Annotated in this window: 21 protein-coding genes; 5 read left to right on the forward strand and 16 right to left on the reverse strand. The window is 40.5% G+C overall.

Annotation, left to right across the window (positions count from 1 at the left end; all coding sequences use genetic code 11):
• Positions 1 to 248: 248 nt before the first annotated feature.
• From fre to trxA, 6 genes are all read right to left on the reverse strand, one after another.
• Positions 249 to 962, reverse strand: coding sequence for an NAD(P)H-flavin reductase (gene fre, locus QQJ93_RS15895; RefSeq protein WP_089125155.1), 714 nt, complete (start codon positions 960 to 962; stop codon positions 249 to 251).
• Positions 963 to 974: 12 nt separating this feature from the next.
• Positions 975 to 1,244, reverse strand: coding sequence for a 2Fe-2S iron-sulfur cluster-binding protein (locus QQJ93_RS15900; RefSeq protein ID WP_089125156.1), 270 nt, complete (start codon positions 1,242 to 1,244; stop codon positions 975 to 977).
• The gene (ubiD, locus tag QQJ93_RS15905; protein ID WP_089125157.1) at positions 1,234 to 3,108 is read right to left on the reverse strand and encodes a 4-hydroxy-3-polyprenylbenzoate decarboxylase; all 1,875 of its coding nucleotides are present in this window, start codon (positions 3,106 to 3,108) and stop codon (positions 1,234 to 1,236) included. Before ubiD ends, QQJ93_RS15900 begins: the two co-directional genes overlap by 11 nt.
• Before the next feature lie 105 nt (positions 3,109 to 3,213).
• Positions 3,214 to 4,209 (reverse strand): hypothetical protein, encoded by a 996-nt coding sequence (locus QQJ93_RS15910; protein WP_089125158.1) that lies wholly within the window; start codon positions 4,207 to 4,209, stop codon positions 3,214 to 3,216.
• A gap of 142 nt (positions 4,210 to 4,351) precedes the next feature.
• Positions 4,352 to 5,611 (reverse strand): transcription termination factor Rho, encoded by a 1,260-nt coding sequence (gene rho, locus QQJ93_RS15915; RefSeq protein ID WP_089125159.1) that lies wholly within the window; start codon positions 5,609 to 5,611, stop codon positions 4,352 to 4,354.
• 207 nt (positions 5,612 to 5,818) lie between these two features.
• Positions 5,819 to 6,145 (reverse strand): thioredoxin TrxA, encoded by a 327-nt coding sequence (trxA, locus tag QQJ93_RS15920; protein WP_027695437.1) that lies wholly within the window; start codon positions 6,143 to 6,145, stop codon positions 5,819 to 5,821.
• A 113-nt stretch (positions 6,146 to 6,258) separates the two neighbouring features.
• Between trxA and rhlB the strand changes: the two genes are divergently transcribed.
• Complete coding sequence (rhlB, locus tag QQJ93_RS15925; RefSeq protein ID WP_089125160.1) at positions 6,259 to 7,572, forward strand: ATP-dependent RNA helicase RhlB; 1,314 nt, start codon at positions 6,259 to 6,261, stop codon at positions 7,570 to 7,572.
• A 14-nt stretch (positions 7,573 to 7,586) separates the two neighbouring features.
• Entirely contained in the window at positions 7,587 to 9,080 is a 1,494-nt protein-coding gene (gene gppA / locus QQJ93_RS15930; protein ID WP_089125161.1) for a guanosine-5'-triphosphate,3'-diphosphate diphosphatase, read from the forward strand.
• Between the two features lie 88 nt (positions 9,081 to 9,168).
• On the opposite strand, the gene hemB is transcribed toward gppA, so the two are convergent.
• On the reverse strand, positions 9,169 to 10,206 hold the full coding sequence (gene hemB / locus QQJ93_RS15935) for a porphobilinogen synthase (RefSeq protein WP_089125162.1): 1,038 nt from the start codon (positions 10,204 to 10,206) through the stop codon (positions 9,169 to 9,171).
• A gap of 171 nt (positions 10,207 to 10,377) precedes the next feature.
• On the opposite strand from hemB, the gene QQJ93_RS15940 reads away from it, so the two are divergent.
• Positions 10,378 to 11,142: a TatD family hydrolase gene (locus tag QQJ93_RS15940; protein ID WP_089125163.1), complete on the forward strand. Its 765-nt coding sequence runs from the start codon at positions 10,378 to 10,380 to the stop codon at positions 11,140 to 11,142.
• Between the two features lie 94 nt (positions 11,143 to 11,236).
• Here the strand turns inward: QQJ93_RS15940 and tatC are convergent, their stop codons facing one another.
• The 7 genes from tatC to rmuC form a co-directional block, all read right to left on the reverse strand.
• On the reverse strand, positions 11,237 to 12,010 hold the full coding sequence (gene tatC / locus QQJ93_RS15945; protein ID WP_089125164.1) for a twin-arginine translocase subunit TatC: 774 nt from the start codon (positions 12,008 to 12,010) through the stop codon (positions 11,237 to 11,239).
• A 66-nt stretch (positions 12,011 to 12,076) separates the two neighbouring features.
• Positions 12,077 to 12,499: a Sec-independent protein translocase protein TatB gene (tatB, locus tag QQJ93_RS15950; RefSeq protein ID WP_089125165.1), complete on the reverse strand. Its 423-nt coding sequence runs from the start codon at positions 12,497 to 12,499 to the stop codon at positions 12,077 to 12,079.
• A 3-nt stretch (positions 12,500 to 12,502) separates the two neighbouring features.
• A complete protein-coding gene (gene tatA, locus QQJ93_RS15955; RefSeq protein ID WP_089125166.1) occupies positions 12,503 to 12,757 on the reverse strand; it encodes a Sec-independent protein translocase subunit TatA in 255 nt (84 codons plus the stop codon).
• A gap of 57 nt (positions 12,758 to 12,814) precedes the next feature.
• Positions 12,815 to 14,458, reverse strand: a complete 1,644-nt coding sequence (gene ubiB, locus QQJ93_RS15960; RefSeq protein ID WP_089125167.1) for a ubiquinone biosynthesis regulatory protein kinase UbiB — start codon at positions 14,456 to 14,458, stop codon at positions 12,815 to 12,817.
• Positions 14,455 to 15,060, reverse strand: coding sequence for a ubiquinone biosynthesis accessory factor UbiJ (locus tag QQJ93_RS15965; RefSeq protein WP_089125168.1), 606 nt, complete (start codon positions 15,058 to 15,060; stop codon positions 14,455 to 14,457). The genes ubiB and QQJ93_RS15965 overlap by 4 nt, the downstream gene beginning before the upstream one ends.
• A gap of 9 nt (positions 15,061 to 15,069) precedes the next feature.
• Positions 15,070 to 15,852 carry a bifunctional demethylmenaquinone methyltransferase/2-methoxy-6-polyprenyl-1,4-benzoquinol methylase UbiE gene (gene ubiE, locus QQJ93_RS15970; protein ID WP_089125180.1) on the reverse strand — a complete coding sequence of 261 codons (783 nt, stop codon included), beginning with the start codon at positions 15,850 to 15,852 and terminating at the stop codon, positions 15,070 to 15,072.
• Between the two features lie 51 nt (positions 15,853 to 15,903).
• Complete coding sequence (rmuC, locus tag QQJ93_RS15975; RefSeq protein ID WP_089125169.1) at positions 15,904 to 17,418, reverse strand: DNA recombination protein RmuC; 1,515 nt, start codon at positions 17,416 to 17,418, stop codon at positions 15,904 to 15,906.
• Between the two features lie 96 nt (positions 17,419 to 17,514).
• Between rmuC and QQJ93_RS15980 the strand changes: the two genes are divergently transcribed.
• The gene (locus QQJ93_RS15980; RefSeq protein ID WP_089125170.1) at positions 17,515 to 18,438 is read left to right on the forward strand and encodes a DMT family transporter; all 924 of its coding nucleotides are present in this window, start codon (positions 17,515 to 17,517) and stop codon (positions 18,436 to 18,438) included.
• A 9-nt stretch (positions 18,439 to 18,447) separates the two neighbouring features.
• Here the strand turns inward: QQJ93_RS15980 and tsrA are convergent, their stop codons facing one another.
• Entirely contained in the window at positions 18,448 to 18,735 is a 288-nt protein-coding gene (tsrA, locus tag QQJ93_RS15985) for an H-NS-like global regulator TsrA (RefSeq protein ID WP_027695424.1), read from the reverse strand.
• Positions 18,736 to 19,071: 336 nt separating this feature from the next.
• Here tsrA and QQJ93_RS15990 point away from each other — a divergent pair, with 336 nt between their 5' ends.
• A complete protein-coding gene (locus tag QQJ93_RS15990) occupies positions 19,072 to 20,853 on the forward strand; it encodes an aminopeptidase P family protein (RefSeq protein WP_089125172.1) in 1,782 nt (593 codons plus the stop codon).
• A 187-nt stretch (positions 20,854 to 21,040) separates the two neighbouring features.
• Here the strand turns inward: QQJ93_RS15990 and thiH are convergent, their stop codons facing one another.
• The gene (gene thiH / locus QQJ93_RS15995; protein WP_089125173.1) at positions 21,041 to 22,153 is read right to left on the reverse strand and encodes a 2-iminoacetate synthase ThiH; all 1,113 of its coding nucleotides are present in this window, start codon (positions 22,151 to 22,153) and stop codon (positions 21,041 to 21,043) included.
• Positions 22,154 to 22,155 lie beyond the last annotated feature (2 nt).

Raw genomic sequence — 22,155 nt, forward strand, 5'->3', positions numbered from 1 at the left:
CGATTTAAAAGTTCGTGTCAAACACTTTTTTAAAACTTTTTTCGCAAACCTTTTTGATAAGGTTTTGACCTCTAACTCGTTGCTGCCGTTAGGCTGTGTGCTCCGTGTCAGTGAGGGCGCATTATAGGGAGATCTTTTGGGTTAGCAAGATCTTTTTAGCGTTTTTTTGGTTTTTTTTATTGTTCGATTAAAAAAGGAGCTAAAAGCCCCTTTTTTGTATATAAATCTCTCTAATTGACACTTTTCTTCTATATGAAAGCATACGCATCAGCAAACATACGATTTCTCTGTGCCTGCTTACGATCCACAAATTGATCTCGAGCCGCCCCTGCCATCTCAAATCGTCCTGCGATATAAATATCAAAGTCAGCTAACGACTCAAAATCTTGCTCAATCGCTTGCAGGACATTACCTCGTTTACCTTGCCACTCTTGCTCTTCATTCTCTATTACTGGAACAAAGTGAACATTCTTAGTTTGCTGGGCGATTTGTTTTAACTCTTGCATAGCATATAGCTGACTGCTGTCTTTTCCTCCCCAATATAAATAAATCGGCTGAGTTTTGTTTTGGCTAATACAATGATCTAAAATTGAACGTACATAACTAAAACCAGTTCCACCAGCTATTAGTAAAAGCGAGCGTTCTTGATCTTCTTGTAACCAAGCATCACCATGTGGCGCATCAATTTGAATACTCCCGTCATCCGCATAAGCTTGATTCATTGCCTCTACAACCTCTATAGCATAAGCATTATGTTCTGCAGCACCAATATGTAACTCTAATTCTCCAGAGTGTCGACAAGGGCTATTAGCAATTGAAAACGGTCTCTTATCTTTCTCCCCCATCACTACCATCAGATATTGCCCAGCCTTAAACGACACTGGCGCTTCCGGATGTAATAAGATACGAAATGTGTTACTTGCCAATGGTTCGATGGACTTTACTTTACATTCAATGGTCATGATTTCCTCTTGTCACTCTTCAAATGTCAAAATTAAGTGACTCTTTGCGTATGCTTGGCAAGGGAATATCCAACCTTGCTGTCTTTCTTTATTTGTCAGCATAGGTTCAAGTTGATACTCCACATCACCTTCGATCATTTTACAGATACAAGTCATACATGCTCCGACTTTACATCTAAACGGTAGCATGATGCCTTGCTCTATTGCGGCAGATAATATGGTTTGTCCTGAATCACAGGTAAACTCTACATTGCTAGGTTTGATTATTATCTTATAAGTCATCTGGAGTAATGATGCCAAGATCATTCCAGATGCTGTCTATTCTTTTCACCAATTGAGAATCTTTAATAATTGGAGTTCCCCACTCTCTTGTCACTTCATCAGCAAACTTATTAGTGGCATCAAGTCCCATCATCGATCCGTTCTCGCTATTCAACATTAGCGTATCTCGTGAAGGATCCATACGAGTGGTGATCGCCCATATAACATCATTCCAATCCGAGATATCAACATCGCCATCACAAATAATGACAAATTTAAGATCGATCTTTTCTTGCAACAGATCTTGTAATTTATTGATGAGAGCAAATCCCTGGCCAGTTTGGCTCTTTTCCATTTTGACTATCATCATTTGATGAGAATTATCTTGGATAGGGAAATGTAAATCGGTGATTTCCGGTATCTGTTGATATAGACTCGCTACATCATCTTGAGTTAATTTCAGCGAATCCGTGTTATTTAGTGCGCTATTCGACTTATCAGCTTCAATTTCAGCAGGCCACTTCTTGGTAATATCCATTCCCATTTTTGACCCCAAGCCAACAATTGGCGAAGCAAAATCGAGAGAATCAATCGGTGTATTATCGATAAACAAGGTATCCCTTTGCGGTTGCATATTCTCAACCATCGCTTGCGCAACACACTTCCAATCTCGGGCATTAACGTCTTCATCACACACTAAAACATACTTGGTGTACATAAACTGGCGTAAAAATGACCACACTCCCATCATGACTCTTTTGGCATGGCCAGGGTACTGTTTCTTCATCGTCACCACAGCCATTCGGTATGAACAACCTTCCGGGGGCAAATAAAAATCCATAATTTCGGGGAACTGTTTTTGCAGAATCGGCACAAAAACTTCATTTAATGCCACACCTAATACCGCGGGTTCATCCGGTGGGCGTCCAGTATAAGTACTATGATAAATCGCATCTTCACGCATTGTAATATGAGTAATGGTAAAGACATGATGCTTTTCCGGTTCGTTATAATAGCCAGTATGATCACCGTAAGGACCTTCATCAGCAAATTCTTTCGGGTCGATATAGCCTTCAAGTACCAACTCTGCACTCGCTGGAATATCAAGATCATTAGTCAGTGACTTTATCACCTCTGTTTTGCTACCACGGAGTAATCCTGCGAAAGCATATTCAGACAAAGTATCTGGTACAGGCGTGACCGCACCCAGCACTGTCGCCGGATCGGCACCAAATGCGACCGAGACAGGGAAAGGTTTTCCAGGATATTTTTCCATCCAATCACACAAGTCTAACGCTCCGCCACGGTGAGCAAGCCAACGCATAATAATTTTATTCTTGGCAATTTTTTGCTGGCGATAAATACCTAGATTTTGACGCTTCTTATTCGGACCTTTAGTGATGGTTAAGCCCCAGGTTAATAGCGGCGCAACATCACCAGACCAACAGCTCATTACTGGAATTTTATCGAGATCAACCTGATCGCCCTGCCAGACAACTTTTTGGCAAGCAGCCGTACGTAACCTTTTTACCGGCATATTCAAAACTTGCTTAAATAACGGCAGTTTTGAAAAAGCATCTTTAAAGCCCTTTGGTGGCTCCGGTTCTTTTAAGAAAGCGAGCAATTTACCCACTTCACGTAATTCACTAACTTCTGTTCTTCCCATACCGATTGCCACACGTTCAGCGGTGCCAAACAAGTTAGTCAATACTGGCATGTCGTAACCAATAGGGTTTTCAAATAACAAGGCTGGGCCGCCAGCTCGTAAAGTACGATCACTGATTTCTGTCATTTCATAATGAGGATCAACAGGATGAGAAATTCGCTTGAGTAAGCCATTCGTTTCCAAATACTCAATGAAGTCACGTAAATCTTTAAAACTCATAACCTTTCCACTGGCTGCATGCGATGGCGGACATTATATACACAACAAAGACAATATGCATGAGCTCTCAAAGTAAAATCACAATCATTATCATTAAATTTATGACTATTTTATCGCAGCGATTGATTTAAGTAATGCTTGTGATTGACTCACTTGCCCAGATTCAAGCAACGAGATCAACCAATCATAGTGCTCACTTTCAGATAAAGTTTGTGCCACCAATAAACCATCACCGGAATGATTTAGTCGTTCGATAAGAAAAGTTTGCACACTTTCAGACATTGGCTTGATGCTTGTTAATTGCTTTAACGCGATGGGTTTTATTACCGGGTTTTGCGTAGCATTCATAACTTGTTGCAATGAAAATTGATCCGCTTTCTGGGCTAAGCGTTGAATTTCCTTCAAGCTATGATCATCGCCTTTCATTTTCCAAAGTAAATTATAAAGTCGTTCATCCTTCGTTAATTGAGCCAACTTTATAACAATCGGTGTTGTGGGTAGCCACTTCAGACTATTACCAACCAATTGATTAGATAGAAACTGCAAAGCTTGAGGAGAAAGACTATCGGCTTCGGCAACAAATAGTGCTTCTTTTTTTTTCACTTGATAATCGTCACCTTGCAACCAACTAGAAAGTAACAATTGGTTATTTTCAGCCTCAATAATGAAATCGAGCGTAGTTTGATCTTGCTTCCAATGACTGATTAAACGATTAGCTACCAATGAAGTATTAAAAGCAGAAAGAGTCACACTATAACCTTCACCAGATTCTGAATATTGGTAGTGAGGCTGACGAGTTTGGTGTAATTGAATAAAAATGGCCAAGCGAGGACTAAGTACCAATCGTGTTCTCTCTACTTTTTTTAGAAAGAGATAGCGCACCACTTCTTGCCTAGGCATAGACATTTCATCCAATAGCATTTGGATTTCGGGAACTTTGTCTTGCAAAGCTAATTGATAGAGATGATCTGCTGAAGATTGAGTATTAGGGTTGCTTAGCCACGAAGATACTTCACTTTGAGTCATTTCGTTTGCTTGCACAAAAGGCCCGAACAATACAATAGACAGCAGAAAAATAATCGCAGACAGTCCTTGTCGCATATATTCTTCCTAATACAAAAAACGGAAGCTATTGGCAGCCTCACAAACATGGTGCAAGTAAATTACCTTTGAGACAATAAAAATCACCGCTCAATGTGAGCGGTGATTGTCTTTATTCGCAGATAAACGAAAAACTCAGAATTTACTGACGGCGCATCGCATCGAAAAATTCATTATTGGTTTTGGTCATTGCCAATTTATCAATCAAGAATTCCATTGCATCAGTTTCACTCATAGGGTGAACAATTTTACGCAGGATCCACATTTTCTGTAGTTCATCTGGTTTGGTCAACAATTCCTCACGACGAGTACCAGAACGATTAAAGTCGATAGCTGGGAAGACACGTTTTTCCGCGATTTTGCGATTTAGGTGCAATTCCATATTACCTGTGCCTTTAAATTCTTCGTAGATAACTTCATCCATTTTAGAACCGGTATCCACTAGTGCTGTTGCGATGATCGTTAAACTACCACCTTCTTCAACATTACGCGCCGCACCAAAGAAACGCTTAGGACGATGCAATGCATTGGCATCTACACCACCCGTCAGGATTTTACCTGATGAAGGCACGACCGTATTATAAGCACGTGCTAGACGAGTAATCGAATCAAGCAGAATAATAACGTCTTTTTTATGCTCAACCAGACGCTTCGCTTTTTCAATCACCATTTCAGCTACTTGAACGTGACGAGATGCTGGTTCATCAAAAGTCGAAGCAATCACTTCACCTTTTACTAGGCGTTGCATTTCTGTTACTTCTTCAGGGCGCTCATCGATAAGTAATACCATCAACTCACACTCAGGGTGATTGTGAGCAATACTTTGTGCAATATTTTGCAAAAGCATTGTCTTACCCGCTTTTGGCGGAGCAACAATCAGACCACGTTGACCTTTACCGATAGGAGAAGCTAAATCTAAAACACGAGCAGTAATATCTTCTGTTGAACCATTACCGCGCTCCATCACCATACGTTCATTCGCATGTAGAGGGGTTAAGTTTTCGAAAAGGATTTTGTTGCGGGCGTTATCAGGGCGATCATGGTTAACGGTGTTGACTTTAAGGAGAGCAAAGTAACGTTCACCATCTTTTGGTGGTCGAATCTTTCCTGCTACTGAGTCACCAGTACGTAAGTTAAAACGACGAATTTGACTTGGAGAAACATAAATATCATCAGGACCGGCTAAATATGAGCTGTCTGACGAACGTAGGAAGCCAAAACCGTCTTGTAAAATCTCTAAGACCCCATCGCCAAAAATATCTTCACCACCTTTGGCATGCGCTTTAAGGATGGAAAAAATGATGTCTTGCTTTCGTAAACGGGCTAAGTTTTCCAAACCTAGGCTTTCACCAAGCGCAACAAGCTCAGATACAGGTCTGTTTTTCAGTTCTGTTAGGTTCATAGTGGTGGATGCTTTTTTTGTCAAAATAGGATTCTGTTGGTTGTTTAATAAGATATGTTTGACCTATAGGAACGGCCAAGAAATGAACATTTGTGTATTTAACGTGCGATAAATTATCACTAAAGTAAAGACTAGTCTAGCTTTATAAAATGACAAAACCGCATATAAGCTATTTATATGCGGTTGAGTTTATCATTTTATAGGTGCTTATAGATTCGCATCTAAAAACTCTTTCAATTGAGTCTTTGATAATGCGCCAACTTTCGTTGCAGCAACACCACCATCTTTAAAAAGAAGTAATGTTGGAATACCGCGGATACCAAACTTTGGTGGTGTGCCAGAGTTTTGATCAATGTTCAATTTACCAATTGTGAGCTTGCCTTCATATTCATCAGCAATTTCATCAAGAATTGGGGCGATCATTTTACAAGGACCACACCATTCTGCCCAGAAATCTACTAGAACTGGACCAGCAGCTTTGATTACATCATTTTCGAAACCTTCATCAGAAAGCTGCATAATCTTGTCACTCATCTTCCACTCCAATATATATTTTTATGCTCTGGTTGGATGATAACCAGCAATTAGATTCCCTATTTGAATGGATTTACTTTCGTATTGCAAGCTTAAGCTGATATTCTATAGCAATGAAAAAGACACACATCACAGAGCAAAAATTCGCCGACTTGGATTTATTACCACAAGTCATTGAAGGATTGGAGAAAAAAGGGTTCGAATACTGTACCCCTATCCAAGCCTTGGCGTTGCCGGTACTGCTCACCGGCCAAGACATTGCAGGCCAAGCCCAAACGGGTACAGGTAAAACGCTCGCGTTTCTTACTGCTACTTTTAATCATTTGCTCAAAACAGCCGAACCAGAAGGACGTGCCAAATCACACCCTAGAGCGATTATTATGGCTCCGACACGTGAGCTAGCGATCCAAATCTATAACGATGCTGAAGGTTTAATTGCCAGTACAGGCCTAAAAGCAGGCTTAGCTTACGGTGGTGAAAGCTACGAGAAGCAGCACGCTAAATTACAAGATGGCGTCGATATTTTGATCGGTACTTGTGGCCGAATCATTGATTTCTATAAGCAAAAAGTCTTCAGTTTAAACAGTATTCAAGCTGTCGTACTAGATGAAGCCGATCGTATGTTCGATTTAGGCTTTATTAAAGATATTCGCTTCTTATTCCGTCGCATGCCGGAACCAAGCGATCGTCTCAACATGTTATTTTCTGCCACGCTATCTTACCGAGTACAAGAGTTGGCATTTGAACATATGCACAACCCTGAACATGTCGTCGTCGAAGCCGAACAAAAAACCGGCCATCGTATTGAAGAAGAACTATTCTACCCTTCAAACGAACATAAAATGGCGCTGCTACAGACTCTTATCGAAGAAGATTGGCCAGAACGTGCAATTATTTTTGCCAACACTAAGCATAAATGTGAAGCCGTTTGGGGTAGCTTAGCGGCAGATGGACATCGTGTAGGCTTATTAACCGGTGATGTGCCTCAGAAAAAACGTGAACGCATCCTAGAAGAATTTACTCGCGGTGACGTCGATTTCCTAGTTGCAACCGATGTTGCTGCTCGTGGTTTACATATTCCAGCCGTGACTCACGTGTATAACTTTGATCTACCTGATGATTGTGAAGATTATGTACACCGTATCGGTCGTACTGGTCGTGCAGGCGCAAGCGGCAAGTCAATCAGCTTTGCTTGTGAGCAATATGCGGTAAACCTACCAGGAATTGAAGAATACATTGAACACACAATTCCTATGTCGGAATACGACGCAGAAGCACTATTAACCGATTTACCGCCACCAATACGTTTGCAGCGCCGTCCGCAAACCAACCGTAGAACCAATACCGGTGGCTCTCGTAATTCAAATCGTAATAATGGTTCGCGCAATAATACTCGTCGCCCGCGCCAACCACGTAACCCTAGCTAAGGTATAATTGGTTTATGAGTAATGCAGTTTCATCCCCTTTATATGCTGTCATTGATTTGGGATCTAATAGCTTCCATATGTTAGTCGTTCGCCACATTGATGGCAGCGTTCAAACCATGGCAAAAATCAAACGTAAGGTTCGCTTGGCCAATGGATTAGATCAAAATAATCAATTAAGCCAAGAAGCCATGCAACGAGGATGGGACTGTTTAAGCTTATTTGCTGAGCGTCTGCAAGATATTCCAACCGATAACATTCGTATCGTGGGTACTGCAGCCCTCCGCTCTGCAACCAATGTTGATGTGTTTGTCAAAAAAGCCAACCAAATTCTAGGCCACCATATCGAAATCATCTCTGGTGAAGAAGAAGCGGCAACTATTTATAAAGGCGTTGCTCATACTTCTGGTGGTCTAGGTCATCGTTTGGTGGTCGATATTGGTGGAGCAAGTACTGAGCTAATTATCGGGCGAGAATTTGATGCAAAAGCTTTAGTTAGCCTACCTATGGGTTGCGTTACCTGGCTTGATCACTACTTCCATGATCGTCAATTAACTCAACAAAATTTTGAACAAGCTATTTTGGCTGCAAAGTCGACCCTAGAACCAATTTTACAGAAATATACAACCCTTGGTTGGGATGTCTGTGTTGGTGCTAGTGGTACCGTTCAGGCATTGCAAGAGATCATGTTGGCCCAAGGTATGGATGAGATCATTACCTTAGCTAAATTAAAACGACTACAGAAGCAAGCCATGATGGCTTCTCATTTAGAAGAGCTAGAGATTGATGGCTTAACACTAGAGCGCGCTTTAGTTTTCCCTAGTGGCTTATCGATCTTAATTGCAATATTTGAAAGCTTAAATATTGAATCGATGACATTAGCAGGCGGTGCATTACGCGAAGGCTTAGCTTATGAAATGATCGGTGAAATGCGCCAATCTAATATTCGCCAACGCACTATTTCCAGTGTGCAGCAGCGCTATCAAGTTGATGTTCAATATGGCATTCAGGTGGCGAATGTCGCAATGCAATTATTACAGCAATGTGGTCACCAGCAGTGGATTTCAGAATCTCAAGCGGAATTTTTATTACATTCAGCTGCGGAGTTGCATGAAATCGGTTTGAGTATTGATTTCAAAAAAGGCGGTGAACACGGTGCCTACCTATTACAAAACTTAGATCTACCTGGTTTTACTCGTGCACAAAAACACTTTCTTGCTGAACTAGTAAGACGCTATCGTGATTCTCTATCATCGCTACCAGAACAACACGCGCTATCAGGGCAAAGTAGTAAGCGCTTACTACGATTACTACGCCTATCTGTTTTACTTACACACCGTAGAAATACTCAAATTCAACCTAAATTTTTACTCACCGCTCAAGGTGATAATTTAACTCTAGCAATGGACAGTACCTGGTTAAAAGACAACCCATTAACTCAAGCTGAACTAGAAATTGAAGCTAATCGTCAAACTGATATTGGCTGGCCGTTAACCATAACTGATTTGTAATAACCGATACAAAAAATTCTTTCGATAAAAAATAGGAGCCTATTTCAGGCTCCTATTTTTTATTTAATGTTAACGCTCAATACCAAGGCTAGTCTTCTACTTGATCTGCAGAAATATTATCCTGAGCTAACCACTCTGCGACATCTTTAGCAAAGTAAGTCAAAATACCATCGGCGCCAGCGCGTTTAAAGCAAAGTAACGATTCCATCACGGTTTCTTTTTCTTTTAACCAACCATTTTGAATCGCTGCTTTGTGCATCGCATACTCACCTGATACCTGATAAGCAAACGTTGGTACTTGAAGCTCGGTTTTTACTCGGCGAACCACATCCAAATATGGCATGCCAGGTTTCACCATCACCATGTCGGCACCTTCATTAATATCCATCGCCACTTCATGTAGCGCTTCGTCACAATTAGCAGGGTCCATCTGGTAGTTTTTCTTATCCGCTCCTTTCAAGTTACTGCTTGAGCCGACTGCATCACGAAACGGGCCATAATAATTAGAAGCATACTTGGCAGAATACGCCATAATTTGTGTATGAATATGACCGGCTTTTTCTAGCGCTTCACGAATTTTACCAATACGTCCATCCATCATATCCGATGGTGCAACAACATCCGCTCCCGCTTCCGCGTGCGATAATGCCTGCTTAACCAAAACATCTGTGGTTTCTTCATTAAGCACATAACCATCTTTATCGATGATGCCATCTTGACCATGAGTAGTATATGGGTCGAGCGCAACATCAGTGATCACACCAATATCCGGCACATGCTCTTTTAATGCGCGCACCGCACGTTGCACTAAACCTTCAGGGTTATGAGCTTCAGTTGCACATAATGACTTCGCATCCTGATTCACTACAGGAAATAGTGCTATCGCTGGCACACCTAATTTGGCAAGGTAGTCGGCTTCTTCCAATAATAAATCAATTGATAGACGTTCAACACCAGGCATAGATTCTACCGGTTCTCGACGGTTTTTCCCCATCAATACAAACATCGGATAGATCAGGTCATTAACTGATACTTTATTCTCAGCGACTAAACGACGACTGAAATCGTGCTTACGGATACGACGTAAACGACGACCAGGGAATTGACCTTGAATAGATACTGACACCTTTACTCTCCTTACTGATAGGTTTTATAACTTTCACTCTCCCCATCATATCACCCTCGTCATGCCATTAAAGCAAAGAATCACTCAATCTCTCATGAATTCATAATCGGATATGATCTTAGCTACCGAGTCATTTATACTGGATGAGTATTCTCCAACGATGAGTTTTTTATGATAGATAGCCATGCGCACATTTATGCCGAAGAATTTGATCAAGACCGTGATGAAGTCGTTCAACGCGCTAAAGATATTGGAATTAAAAAAATCTTATTGCCAAATATTGATTTGAATTCCATTGAACCAATGCTTTCAACGGAAGCCACTTACCCTGACATTTGTCATTCAATGATGGGTTTACACCCTTGTTACGTAAGTGCCAATATTGAACAAGATTTAGCGACCATTAAAGCATGGTTTGATAAGCATAAGTTTATTGCGGTAGGTGAAATTGGTATTGATTTATATTGGGATAAAACCTTTCAAGCTGAGCAAGAATTTGCCTTTCAAGAACAGCTAAAATGGGCTAAAGAATTAAAATTACCAGTCGTGATCCATACTCGAGATTCCATCGACCAAACCCTGAGTATCTTATCTCAAGAACAAGATGGCACATTATCTGGCGTCTTTCACTGCTTTGGTGGTTCAATCGAACAGGCAAACGCGATTAACGACCTCGGTTTCCACTTAGGTATTGGTGGGGTGTCTACTTTCAAAAATGGAGGCATGGATAAAGTAATACCTGAGCTTAATCTTGATTACCTTCTTTTGGAAACAGACTGCCCTTATTTAGCGCCAACCCCGCATCGTGGTAAGCGAAATGAACCGTCGTTTATGCAGTTAGTGGCGCAACGTATTGCAGACTTGAAAGAGATGCCGCTCTCACAAGTGTGTGAGATTACCGATCATAATACGGAAGCCTTATTCCAATTAAAATAGAAGTCGAATCATCAATTGATGCGATAATGTTTCACATGAAACCATAAAAAACGCAGCCACTTTTGGCTGCGCTTCTCTAATTTAGCGAGAATATTTAGGATCCCATTTCTTCTTCATTGCTATCATCTTGATCTTCTTTAGAGTCTCCTCGCTTGGTATAGAAGCGCGAGAAGAACAAACCGATCTCAAACAAAATACACATAGGTATCGCGAGTAATGTTTGCGATACCATATCCGGTGGCGTTAATAGCATCCCAACTACAAAAGCGACTACGATAATATACGGCCTTTTTTGAGCCAAAGATTTTGCATCGGTCGCCCCAGTCCAACACAACAAAATAATCGCAACAGGAACTTCAAAAGCAATACCAAATGCCATAAATAACGAAAGAACAAAATCTAAATAGCTAGATATATCAGTAGCAAACTCAACGCCACCCAATGAAATCGCAGTAAAAAAACCAAAAATCAGTGGGAACACCACAAAGTAAGCAAATGCAACACCTGCATAGAACAGCAAAGAACTAGAAAATAGTAATGGTGCGATCAAACGACGCTCGTGCTTATACAAACCAGGCGCAACAAACGCCCATATTTGATAAAGCACCAAAGGTACGGCAACGAATACTGAGGCCACTAACGTAAGTTTAAGTGGTGTGAAAAATGGCGAAGCAACGTCGGTTGCAATCATACTTGCACCTTCAGGCAAGCGATCGATTAATGGCGCGGAAACAAATTCATAGATATTGCTAGAGAACCAAACCAGACAAACAAAGACCACTAAAACAGATGCAATCGCTTTTAAGATTCGGTTTCTCAGCTCTATTAGGTGGGTAATTAATGGCTGAGTTTGTTCTTGAGTGGACATGTGAACCTCTTGATAACACGCTAACTCACTGGAAATAACCAGTGAGTCGCAAAGAAAAACAGGGAGTTAAGCTTTTTTGTCGGCAGATGTTTTATTCTCACTGATAGAACCTTCATCTTTCATGATGCGGTTTTCTTCTGGTAGATCTTCATCTGTCGAGCTGGAAGGCGTTGTTGTAGAGGTAGGTTCAGAGTCTTTAGCGTAAGGTCGCTGAACATCTTGAGCTGCTTTTTTTAACTCCTCAATAGAAGATTGCAGCTCTGGAGATAAATCTTTCATCCCCATATTTTCAGCCTTACGTAAATTATCTTGCAGCTCTTGTATTTTTAGCTCTTGAGATAATTCATCTTTCACATTGTTCGCCATCGTTTTTGCAGTGCGAACAAATTTGCTCACACTACGTATCGCGACCGGTAAACGCTCTGGCCCTAAAACAACAAGTGCGACAACCGATATTAATACCAGCTCCCAAAAACCGATATCAAACACCGATTAGCCCTGCTCTTTTTCTTTTTTAGCGTCAGTTTCTACGCTTGCATCCGCTTTATTTTGATCAAGAGATTTTGCTTCAAAATCCGCATCTTTTGATTCAGTTTTCTTCGCAGTATCTTCTTCGCTCATCGCTTTTTTAAAGCCTTTTACAGCAGAGCCTAAATCACCACCAATACCACGTAGTTTTTTAGTACCAAATAACAACACAACAATAACTGCAATAATCAAAAGTTGCCAAATACTGATTCCGCCCATTTGTTTTACCTCGGGTCAAATAAAAAGAAACACATATTAATGTGCCAAGTTTACGATTTAATTACGGTAGGTTCGCCAACTCGCGAGCAAAAATATAGCGCCCGCAATAACACTCCCACCAGACAATAGATGGTGCCAATCCGTTACACTTAATTGCAATATGGCAGAGCATACGACTAATGTCGCTCCAATGCCAAATAAAAACTTACCTGTTGTCTGTTTGCGTTTACTCGCCGAATATAGGGCAAAGTAACGTGCTACATTTTGATCTAAGTCACGCCCACGTTTTAAAGTTTCGTAGAGTAACTCTGGCAACTCAGGTAATTTTTCCGACCATAACGGTGCTTTACCTTTCACCGCATTCCATACGGCTTTCGGTCCGACTTGTTCCATCATCCAGTTTTCTAAAAAAGGTTTAGCGGTTTCCCACAAATCAAGTTGTGGATATAACTGCCGGCCTAACCCTTCAACATAAAGTAATGTTTTTTGCAGCAGCACTAACTGCGGCTGAACTTCCATATTAAAACGGCGAGCTGTATTGAATAAGTTTAGCAGTACGTGACCAAAGGAGATTTCACACAACGGCTTTGCAAAAATAGGTTCGCACACTGTACGAATAGCCGATTCAAAATCGATAATATTAGTATCGGCAGGAACCCAGCCAGAATCGACATGTAATTCAGCTACTCGTCGATAATCTCGGTTAAAGAAGGCTAAGAAGTTTTCCGCCAAATAGCGCTTATCTTCATTATTTAACGTACCGACAATTCCGCAATCCAAACCAATCCACAATGGATCTTCTGGCGTGTTCCAAGAAACAAAAACATTACCAGGATGCATATCGGCATGAAAAAAGCTATCTCTAAACACCTGGGTAAAGAAAACGCTGACGCCTTTCTCTGCAAGCAACTTCATGTTGGTGCCGTTTTTGGCTAATCCATCGAGATCAGAAACTTGGATACCGTAAATTCGCTCCGAGATCATCAAGTGCTCAGAGCTAAAGTCCATTAATACGTCAGGAACATAAAGATCTTTACTATCGGTAAAATTACGGCGGAGCTGCAAGGCATTGGCTGCTTCCATACGTAAATCTAACTCACTGAGTAAGGTTCTTTCGTATTCTTCAACCACTTCAACTGGTTTTAATCGACGTGCATCTGGCATAAAGCGAGCTACGATTCTTGCCATGCGGTACATCAACTTTAAATCAGCTTCAATTACCGGACGAATATCTGGGCGGATCACTTTGAGAACAATCTCTTGACCAGTTTCTTTTACCTTTGCGGTATGAACCTGAGCAATAGATGCCGACGCAAGCGGCGTAATATCAAAATCATCAAACCATTGCTCTAATGGCCCACCCAATGATTTTTCAATCTGTTGTTTCGCCAACTCACCATCAAATGGATTAACTTTATCTTGCAATAAGGCTAAAGGATCAGCGATATAATCTGGAAATAAATCACGGCGAGTCGACATCATCTGGCCAAACTTAATCCAAACAGGACCTAATTCTTGCAACGCTAACCGCAAGCGCTGACCGACTTCTTTATCTTGATGCTTTTTACGGATCCAGAATAAAAGTTTAATAATTCGACGAGGCATTTTTACCAATTGATGTTCAGGTAAAAGTTCGTCTAACCCGTATTCTAATTGAATTTTGATAATGCGATATAAACGTCTTACTTCACTTAACGTCATAACTTCGCCACCAACCTATCTAGACGTTGTTCGATGACAGATACAGAACCTGCTAACTCATCAACTTGATCACAGAAATAAGCGATTTCAAGCGCACTAGGGGTAATTTGCCATTCATGAGTAACCACCGTACTCAATCTTCGTTGTTGGTTCAGTAGTCCTTGTTTAAGCGATTCAGCTTGACTCTTAGTGCCTTGAACTATGGTATGAGCAATAACATCTCCGGTTGCACGAGAGAGCCACTCTTCCGGATCAGGCTTAATATCTGTCATCAGTTGGGAAAATTTTTGTGCTAACTGAATATCACCTTCTAATACTAACTTGTCTTGCTTAATTAAACGCGTGATATTGGATTGATCTTTTAATTCAGGTAGTACCGCTAATTTTAAACTCAAATAACAATCTGGTTCTGCTTCATAATGACTAAGTACATCCACCTGGTGACTAAACACAAAAACAAGCTGGCGATCGAGTTCTTGTAAATGAACCTTAATCACCTTACCTTTTAAACGAGAAACCTGCTTTTGATGTTCAGGCGCGTCGATAATTAAACGGTTTAATGTGGTTTCAATAATCCCTGTCACCAATGGTTCAAATGGCATACTTATTCCTTAAAACTTATATCCGCGGTGCAAGGCAACAATACCGCCAGTCAAATTAAAGTACTTGGTTTGCTCAAAACCCGCGTCTTCCATCATGCTTTTTAATGTGTCTTGATCTGGGTGCATGCGGATTGATTCTGCTAAGTAACGGTAGCTATCAGCATCATTGGCTACAAACTCACCAATTTTAGGTAATAGATGAAAAGAATATAAATCGTATACTTTTGATAATGCTTCAACTTTCGGTTTAGAAAACTCAAGTACTAATAAACGACCACCGGGCTTTAATACTCGGAACATAGAGCGTAGCGCTTTATCTTTATCTGTCACATTACGTAAACCAAAACTAATGGTAATGCAATCAAAGTGATCATCAGGGAAAGGAAGTTCTTCAGCATTTGCCTGAACATAATGAACATTGCCCACAATACCAATATCACGCAGCTTATCGCGACCAACATTCAGCATAGAGTTATTAATATCTGCCAATATAACTTCACCAGTATCACCCACAATACGTGAAAATTTAGCGGTTAGGTCACCAGTGCCACCAGCAAGATCAAGTACCTTATGCCCGGGGCGCACGCCACTACAATCAATTGTAAAGCGCTTCCATAAGCGGTGAATCCCCCCCGACATTAAGTCATTCATGATGTCGTATTTAGCGGCCACCGAATGAAAGACTTCAGCAACTTTTTCAACTTTTTGCTCTTTTGCTACAGTTGAAAATCCAAAGTGCGTTGTTTCACTTTGCGAGTCAGAACTGTCTGCATATACTGGCTTATCTGTCATGTTTTCCATTACTCCAACGTTGACACAGATGTGCGCTTAATTTGAATGCGGTTAGTTTACTTTATCCTCAATCGCTTGTCTGTCTTTGTCAGAATCATTTTGCGCAATTTCACTCACTTCGGAGCTAATCGATTTTTTAACTTCTACCCCTAATGACTTGAAGCTCTCTGCTTGGCGAATTAAATTACCGCGCCCACTCGACAACTTATTCATCGCACCTTGATAACTATTCTGCGCCCGGTTTAGCGCCTGTCCAACCGCTTCCATATCATCGACAAATAAACGCATCTTGTCATATAGCTTGCTGGCTCGCTCTGCGATCAATTGAGCATTTTGATTTTGCCTTTCATTACGCCATAAATTATTGATTGTACGCAGTGCCACTAACAATGTCGTAGGGCTCACGACAATAATATTTTGTTCCATAGCATCTCGAATCAAGCTTGGATCGCGCTCAATAGCAAGTTGGAATGCAGGTTCAATCGGAATAAACATCAAGACATAGTCTAACGAGGTAATACCTTTTAATTGGTGATAATCTTTTTGGCTTAGTAGTTTGATATGGCTTCTCACCGACACCAAATGTTCATTTAAAGCTTTGGCTTTTTGAGCATCATCATCACCATTAAAATAGCGCTCAAATGCCACCAAGGCCATTTTCGAATCGATAATCACTTGTTTATCTTCTGGTAGATTAACGATCACATCTGGTTGATAACGCTTGCCACTAGCGTGGTTTAAGCTAACTTGAGTTTGATATTCATGGCCCTCCCTCAAACCCGAATCTTGCAGTACCTTCGCAAGTACTACCTCACCCCAATTCCCTTGTTGTTTATTATCACCTTTTAGCGCTTGAGTTAAATTGACGGCATCCTGCGCCATTTGTTCATTGAGTTTCTGTAGCTGTTTGATTTCATGTACTAAGGTATGTCGCTCTTTGGATTCGGCGTGATAACTCGCAGTTACTTGCTGCTTAAAGCCATTGAGTTGTTCTTTCAGTGGGTTCAATAAACTTTCTAGGCTCTGTTTATTTTGCTGATCAACACTTTTTACTTTGCTTTCAAATAGCTGATTGGCAAGACTTTCAAACTCAACTTTTAATCTTTGCTCGGCTTTTTCTAATAGTTGTAACTTCTCTTGAGCGGAACGCTTTTCTTCTTCATGCTTAGCTTCTTGCTCTCGCATACTGGCTTTTAGTTCATAATTTTGGTTATTTAATTGCTCATATTTGCCTTCCAGTTGATGCAAGTCGAACTGTATTTGTTCCAGCTGTTTTAATCGTTCATTGGCAACCATTAACTGACCAAAATTCTTTCTCGCTTCGAATTCGGATTTATCGCGCTCAATATCGAGTTGGTCTAATTCCAATTGTTGCTGTTTTATTTGCTGGTGTGCAGCCTGCAAGATTTGTTGTTGATTAGACAATTCAGATTCATGCTGCTGTTTTAACATCTCAATTTGGTGACTATGACGATTTTTAATCCAAAGTTGTGCACCGCCCAACATCATCAAAGCCACAATTATGCAAAGCCAAATGAAATCGCTATGATTAAAAATCCACTGCATAAATACCCTTAGTTTCTTACATTTATTTAATCAAATCATATTAAATACTGGATAAATGTCCAGTTTATACTTTCATTTAACGAACAAGAGGCGAATATGGAAAACCCGGCATCCTCAGAACGCAGCGCTCTTCTTTATGGACTTGCTGCTGTTTTATTATGGTCAACCGTTGCTACTGCCTTTAAACTCACATTACAAGAATTCTCTCCAATTCAAATGCTATTCGTCGCCAGTTTGGTTTCGGTGGCTGTGCTACTGCTTATCTGTACAGTCAAAAGAACTCTCCCTCAATTAGCTTCAACCTTTCTAGCCAACCCTAAATATTTCATCTTACTAGGGTTAGTAAATCCTCTCGCTTATTATTTGATTCTATTTAAGGCTTACGATCTATTACCTGCATCTCAAGCCCAACCTCTGAATTACAGCTGGGCTATTACGTTAACCTTAATGGCTGCATTATTTTTAGGTCAAAAAATTCGTAAGCAAGATTGGTTAGCCTGCGCACTTGGTTACTTAGGTGTGCTGATTATTGCAACTAAAGGGGATGTGTTTGCATTATCTTTTGATAGCCCACTAGGTGTTGGATTAGCGTTATTATCAACCCTGTTGTGGGCAAGTTACTGGATTTTAAATGCAAAAAATAAAGCCGACCCAATATTAGTCGTTTTATTAGGTTTTTTGGTTTCACTGCCGTTTTCAGCATTGCTTGTTTGGTACGAAGGACTAAGCTGGGAAACAATTAGCATGAGGGGCTGGTTGGCGGTTACTTATGTTGGATTATTTGAAATGGGCGTCACTTTTGTATTATGGCTAACAGCACTAAAATGCACGCAAAATACCGCCAAGGTAAGTAACTTAATTTTTCTATCGCCCTTTATTTCATTGATTTTGTTATCTCAAATTATTGGTGAGACAATCTACCCATCAACATTAATTGGGTTAGTTTGTATATTATTAGGCTTAGTCGTTCAACAGATAAAATCAAAAAAACGAAAGATCAATTGTCTAGATAATCGTTAATTAAAGCTATTATTTTGTCTTTTCCATATAACGCTTAAGATCATCAACAGATAGACCCTGGGCCTTTAATTGTTCTGCCAATAATTGTACTTGCTCACCTTTACGAGAATCGGCGATTACTTGAAACTGGTAAATTATATCTCTTAATAACTCTAGTGGTACTTGTTTTGCAGCACTACGAATTCGTTCTTGGCTTTGATTACCAAGTTCCGTTAATAATTTACCAAACATAATTTTTTCTGGGCTTTCTTCCAACTGCTCTAAAATACGAGCCATTTCATACGTTGTTAATGACATAGGTTTATTCATATTCCAATTATTTAATTAAAGATATCTAGAAAGGCAGCTGTAAATATACGCCTGATTGATGGTTAAGCAAAACAAATTTTATACCCCAAGCCACTTTATAAGTATATTTTCTAATTTTGGATTTACATTCAGAGGCTTGTGATTTTTTACAGATTCCCATCAACCACCCATTGAGAAGTTCTATTACTTGGTGTTTCACGTGAAACATTAAAATAATCAATCACATCATCAGATTTTAATCACAAGCGCATTACACATTTAAATGGCAATGGTAATATTAAACCATCATTTTATACCTAAGTGACTTCAATAAGGATGATTCAAATGCACAAAGTAATTGCAGACCGTGTTCAACAACTTCGTCAATGGTTAATTCAACACGATTATGATGCGGTCATTATTCCACATGAAGATGAGTTTTTAGGCGAATACATTCCAGCCCATAATGAGCGTTTAAATTGGATCACAGGCTTTGCTGGTTCAGCTGGTGCCGCGGTAATAACTCAAGAAACGGCTGCGATGTTTGTCGATGGCCGATATACCGTTCAAGTCACTAAACAAGTCCCGAATGACATTTTTAGTTATCATCATTTTATTCAAGAACCGCCAATTAATTGGTTACAACAAAATATGCCAGCTGGTAGCCGTTTAGCAATTGACCTTAAAATGCATTCCGCCACTTGGTATCAAGCCGCACAAAATCAACTCAATGGTCAAATTGAGATGGTTGATGTCGAAAGCAACCCGATTGATATGCTTTGGTCTGATCGCCCTACAACCGTTGAATCACCATTACGATTAATGCCATTAGACATTGTTGGTCAATCTTCACAAGATAAACGTCACAACATCGCACAAGTCATTACTCAACAAAATGCTGATACCGCACTGCTGACTCAAATAGATTCTATTTGTTGGCTACTCAATATTCGTGGCCTCGATGTACCTCGCCTACCTGCCGTGTTATGTCATGCGATTTTACATGCAGATTCAAGTTTAGAGTTATTTATTAATCCTGAACGTATCCCTGCTAATTTTGCACAGCATGTCGGCTCAGGTGTTCGTGTCTCATCACCATCTCAACTTGAAGCATCGCTTAGTTCACTAACGGGCAAAAAAGTTATTGTTGATCCAGCCAGTAGTAATGCCTGGTTTAGCCAAGTATTAAAAAATAGCCATGCGCATATTATTGCAGCCAGTGATCCATGTTTACTACCTAAAGCCCAAAAGAACAAAACTGAATCTCAAGGAATGATTAATTGTCATGTGCGAGATGGTGTGGCAATGGCGAAGTTCTTATGTTGGATTGATTCCGAAGTTGCAGCTGGTCGCTTACATAATGAGGGCACTCTATCTGACCAATTACATAAGTTCCGTAAACAAGATGACTCATTAGCCGATTTAAGCTTTGATACTATTTCAGCGGCAGGAAGTAATGCTGCTATGTGTCATTACAATCACGTCGATCAAATAGAGTTTGGTAAGCTGGAATTAAACTCTCTTTATCTAGTTGATTCAGGCGGCCAGTACCCAGACGGCACGACTGATATCACTCGTACCGTGGCAATTGGTGAACCTTCAGCATTTATGAAACAACAATTCACACTAGTACTAAAAGGCCACATTGCTTTGGCAACTGCGTGTTTTCCAATAGGAACAACCGGAAGTCAACTTGATGTGTTGGCTCGTCAATATTTATGGGCTGAAGGCTATAATTATGATCATGGGACCGGCCATGGTGTGGGTCATTTCCTAAGTGTTCATGAAGGACCACAACGTATTTCCTCTGCTTACAATGGCGTAGCCCTACAAGCAGGTATGGTGCTATCCAATGAACCGGGTTACTACCGTGCTAACGAGTTTGGCATTCGCATTGAAAACCTCGAGTTAGTCACTGAGAAACAAACCCAAGGTGATTTATCTATTCTTGGTTTTGAATCTCTTACGCGTTGTCCAATCGATGTTAGAGCGATTGATCGCACGCTGTTGACCACTAGCGAGATTGAGTGGCTGAATCAGTATCATCAAAAAGTATGGAATGATGTTAGCTCACTAGTTGATGGTGAGGTAAAGCAGTGGTTAAAACAGGCTACTTTAGCTATTTAATTAACGACTTTTCCACTATAAAGAACCTCAGCAGCAGATAACTAGAAGTCACTCAGTAACGCAGTTGGGGGAAAATAAAAACAAAGCCCGTTTCGATATCAACCGAGACGGGCTTTATTGTTTCACGTGAAACCTATTTGAAACTAATTATAGTTGAGAATAACTATGTAACTATAATCTACACAAATCATCCAGAATAAGCGTGATGCCAATCGGTCCACACCGCTTCATAGCCACGTTGTTGTACAGACTTAACCACCTCTTCAACTGAACGCTCATCACTAATCGCAAATTGCTCTAACTCTACTTCTGAATTAGCATAGCCACCCGGCTGGGTTTTTGATGCGGCAGAGATATGGGTAACCCCTAGCGGCAATACATTATCCCTAAAACTCGGCTGTTCCCGGGTCGATAATGACAACTCGACCTCATGATTAAACAAGCGAAAAGCACATATAAGCTGTACGAGTTGTTTATCTGTCATTACCGATTTGGGTTGTAAAGCACCCTCACATGGTCGCAACCTAGGAAAAGAAATCGAATAACGAGACGTCCAATACTGCTTTTCCAAATACTGTAAATGTGCAGCCGTAAACAAACAATCGGTTCGCCAATCCTCTAAGCCAATCAGAGCCCCTATGCCGATTTTATCAACTCCCGCTTTGGCAACACGATCAGGCGTTTCGAGTCGGTAATAGAAATCCTGTTTATTCCCTCTTAAGTGGTGTTTAGCATAAGTACTTGGATGATAGGTTTCTTGATAGACCATCACCGCATCAAGTCCTAGTGTTTTCAGTTCGCGGTAATCATCTTGATCAAGCGGTTGGACTTCCATCGCCAAGTAAGAAAACTGCTGCTTAATCACAGGTAGCATAGTGCGGAAATAGTTCATGCCGACTTTAGTTTCATGCTCACCGGTAACTAATAACACACTATCAAAATTCATCGCTTTGATAGCTTCTACTTCTGCTTCTACCTCAGTTTGATCGAGTGTTCTGCGTTTAATTTTATTCTCCATAGAGAAACCACAGTAAGTACAAGCGTTGGCGCACAAGTTAGAAAGGTACAATGGAATGTAGAAATTAATATTATGACCAAATCTCTGACGAGTCAGAACATAAGAACGTTGTGCCATTTGCTCAACATAAGACTCAGCAGCCGGTGAAATTAACGCCTTAAAATCTTCTAAATTCAATCTGGTTTTAGCTAAAGCTCGTTCAACATCAACAGCTGTTTTGCTGTGAATGGACAAATAAACTTGATCCCAATCTAACGTTTTAAATACATCAATAAAAGTCATCA

It is taken from the genome of Vibrio algivorus, from assembly GCF_030161215.1.
Taxonomy (GTDB): domain Bacteria; phylum Pseudomonadota; class Gammaproteobacteria; order Enterobacterales; family Vibrionaceae; genus Vibrio; species Vibrio algivorus.

Coding starts and splice junctions, on each gene's coding strand:
- fre (WP_089125155.1), bottom strand. CDS start 962: ATGACCATTGAATGTAAAGTAAAGTCCATCGAACCATTGGCAAGTAAC.
- QQJ93_RS15900 (WP_089125156.1), bottom strand. CDS start 1,244: ATGACTTATAAGATAATAATCAAACCTAGCAATGTAGAGTTTACCTGT.
- ubiD (WP_089125157.1), bottom strand. CDS start 3,108: ATGAGTTTTAAAGATTTACGTGACTTCATTGAGTATTTGGAAACGAAT.
- QQJ93_RS15910 (WP_089125158.1), bottom strand. CDS start 4,209: ATGCGACAAGGACTGTCTGCGATTATTTTTCTGCTGTCTATTGTATTG.
- rho (WP_089125159.1), bottom strand. CDS start 5,611: ATGAACCTAACAGAACTGAAAAACAGACCTGTATCTGAGCTTGTTGCG.
- trxA (WP_027695437.1), bottom strand. CDS start 6,145: ATGAGTGACAAGATTATGCAGCTTTCTGATGAAGGTTTCGAAAATGAT.
- rhlB (WP_089125160.1), top strand. CDS start 6,259: ATGAAAAAGACACACATCACAGAGCAAAAATTCGCCGACTTGGATTTA.
- gppA (WP_089125161.1), top strand. CDS start 7,587: ATGAGTAATGCAGTTTCATCCCCTTTATATGCTGTCATTGATTTGGGA.
- QQJ93_RS15940 (WP_089125163.1), top strand. CDS start 10,378: ATGATAGATAGCCATGCGCACATTTATGCCGAAGAATTTGATCAAGAC.
- tatC (WP_089125164.1), bottom strand. CDS start 12,010: ATGTCCACTCAAGAACAAACTCAGCCATTAATTACCCACCTAATAGAG.
- tatA (WP_089125166.1), bottom strand. CDS start 12,757: ATGGGCGGAATCAGTATTTGGCAACTTTTGATTATTGCAGTTATTGTT.
- ubiB (WP_089125167.1), bottom strand. CDS start 14,458: ATGACGTTAAGTGAAGTAAGACGTTTATATCGCATTATCAAAATTCAA.
- QQJ93_RS15965 (WP_089125168.1), bottom strand. CDS start 15,060: ATGCCATTTGAACCATTGGTGACAGGGATTATTGAAACCACATTAAAC.
- ubiE (WP_089125180.1), bottom strand. CDS start 15,852: ATGACAGATAAGCCAGTATATGCAGACAGTTCTGACTCGCAAAGTGAA.
- rmuC (WP_089125169.1), bottom strand. CDS start 17,418: ATGCAGTGGATTTTTAATCATAGCGATTTCATTTGGCTTTGCATAATT.
- QQJ93_RS15980 (WP_089125170.1), top strand. CDS start 17,515: ATGGAAAACCCGGCATCCTCAGAACGCAGCGCTCTTCTTTATGGACTT.
- tsrA (WP_027695424.1), bottom strand. CDS start 18,735: ATGTCATTAACAACGTATGAAATGGCTCGTATTTTAGAGCAGTTGGAA.
- QQJ93_RS15990 (WP_089125172.1), top strand. CDS start 19,072: ATGCACAAAGTAATTGCAGACCGTGTTCAACAACTTCGTCAATGGTTA.
- thiH (WP_089125173.1), bottom strand. CDS start 22,153: ATGACTTTTATTGATGTATTTAAAACGTTAGATTGGGATCAAGTTTAT.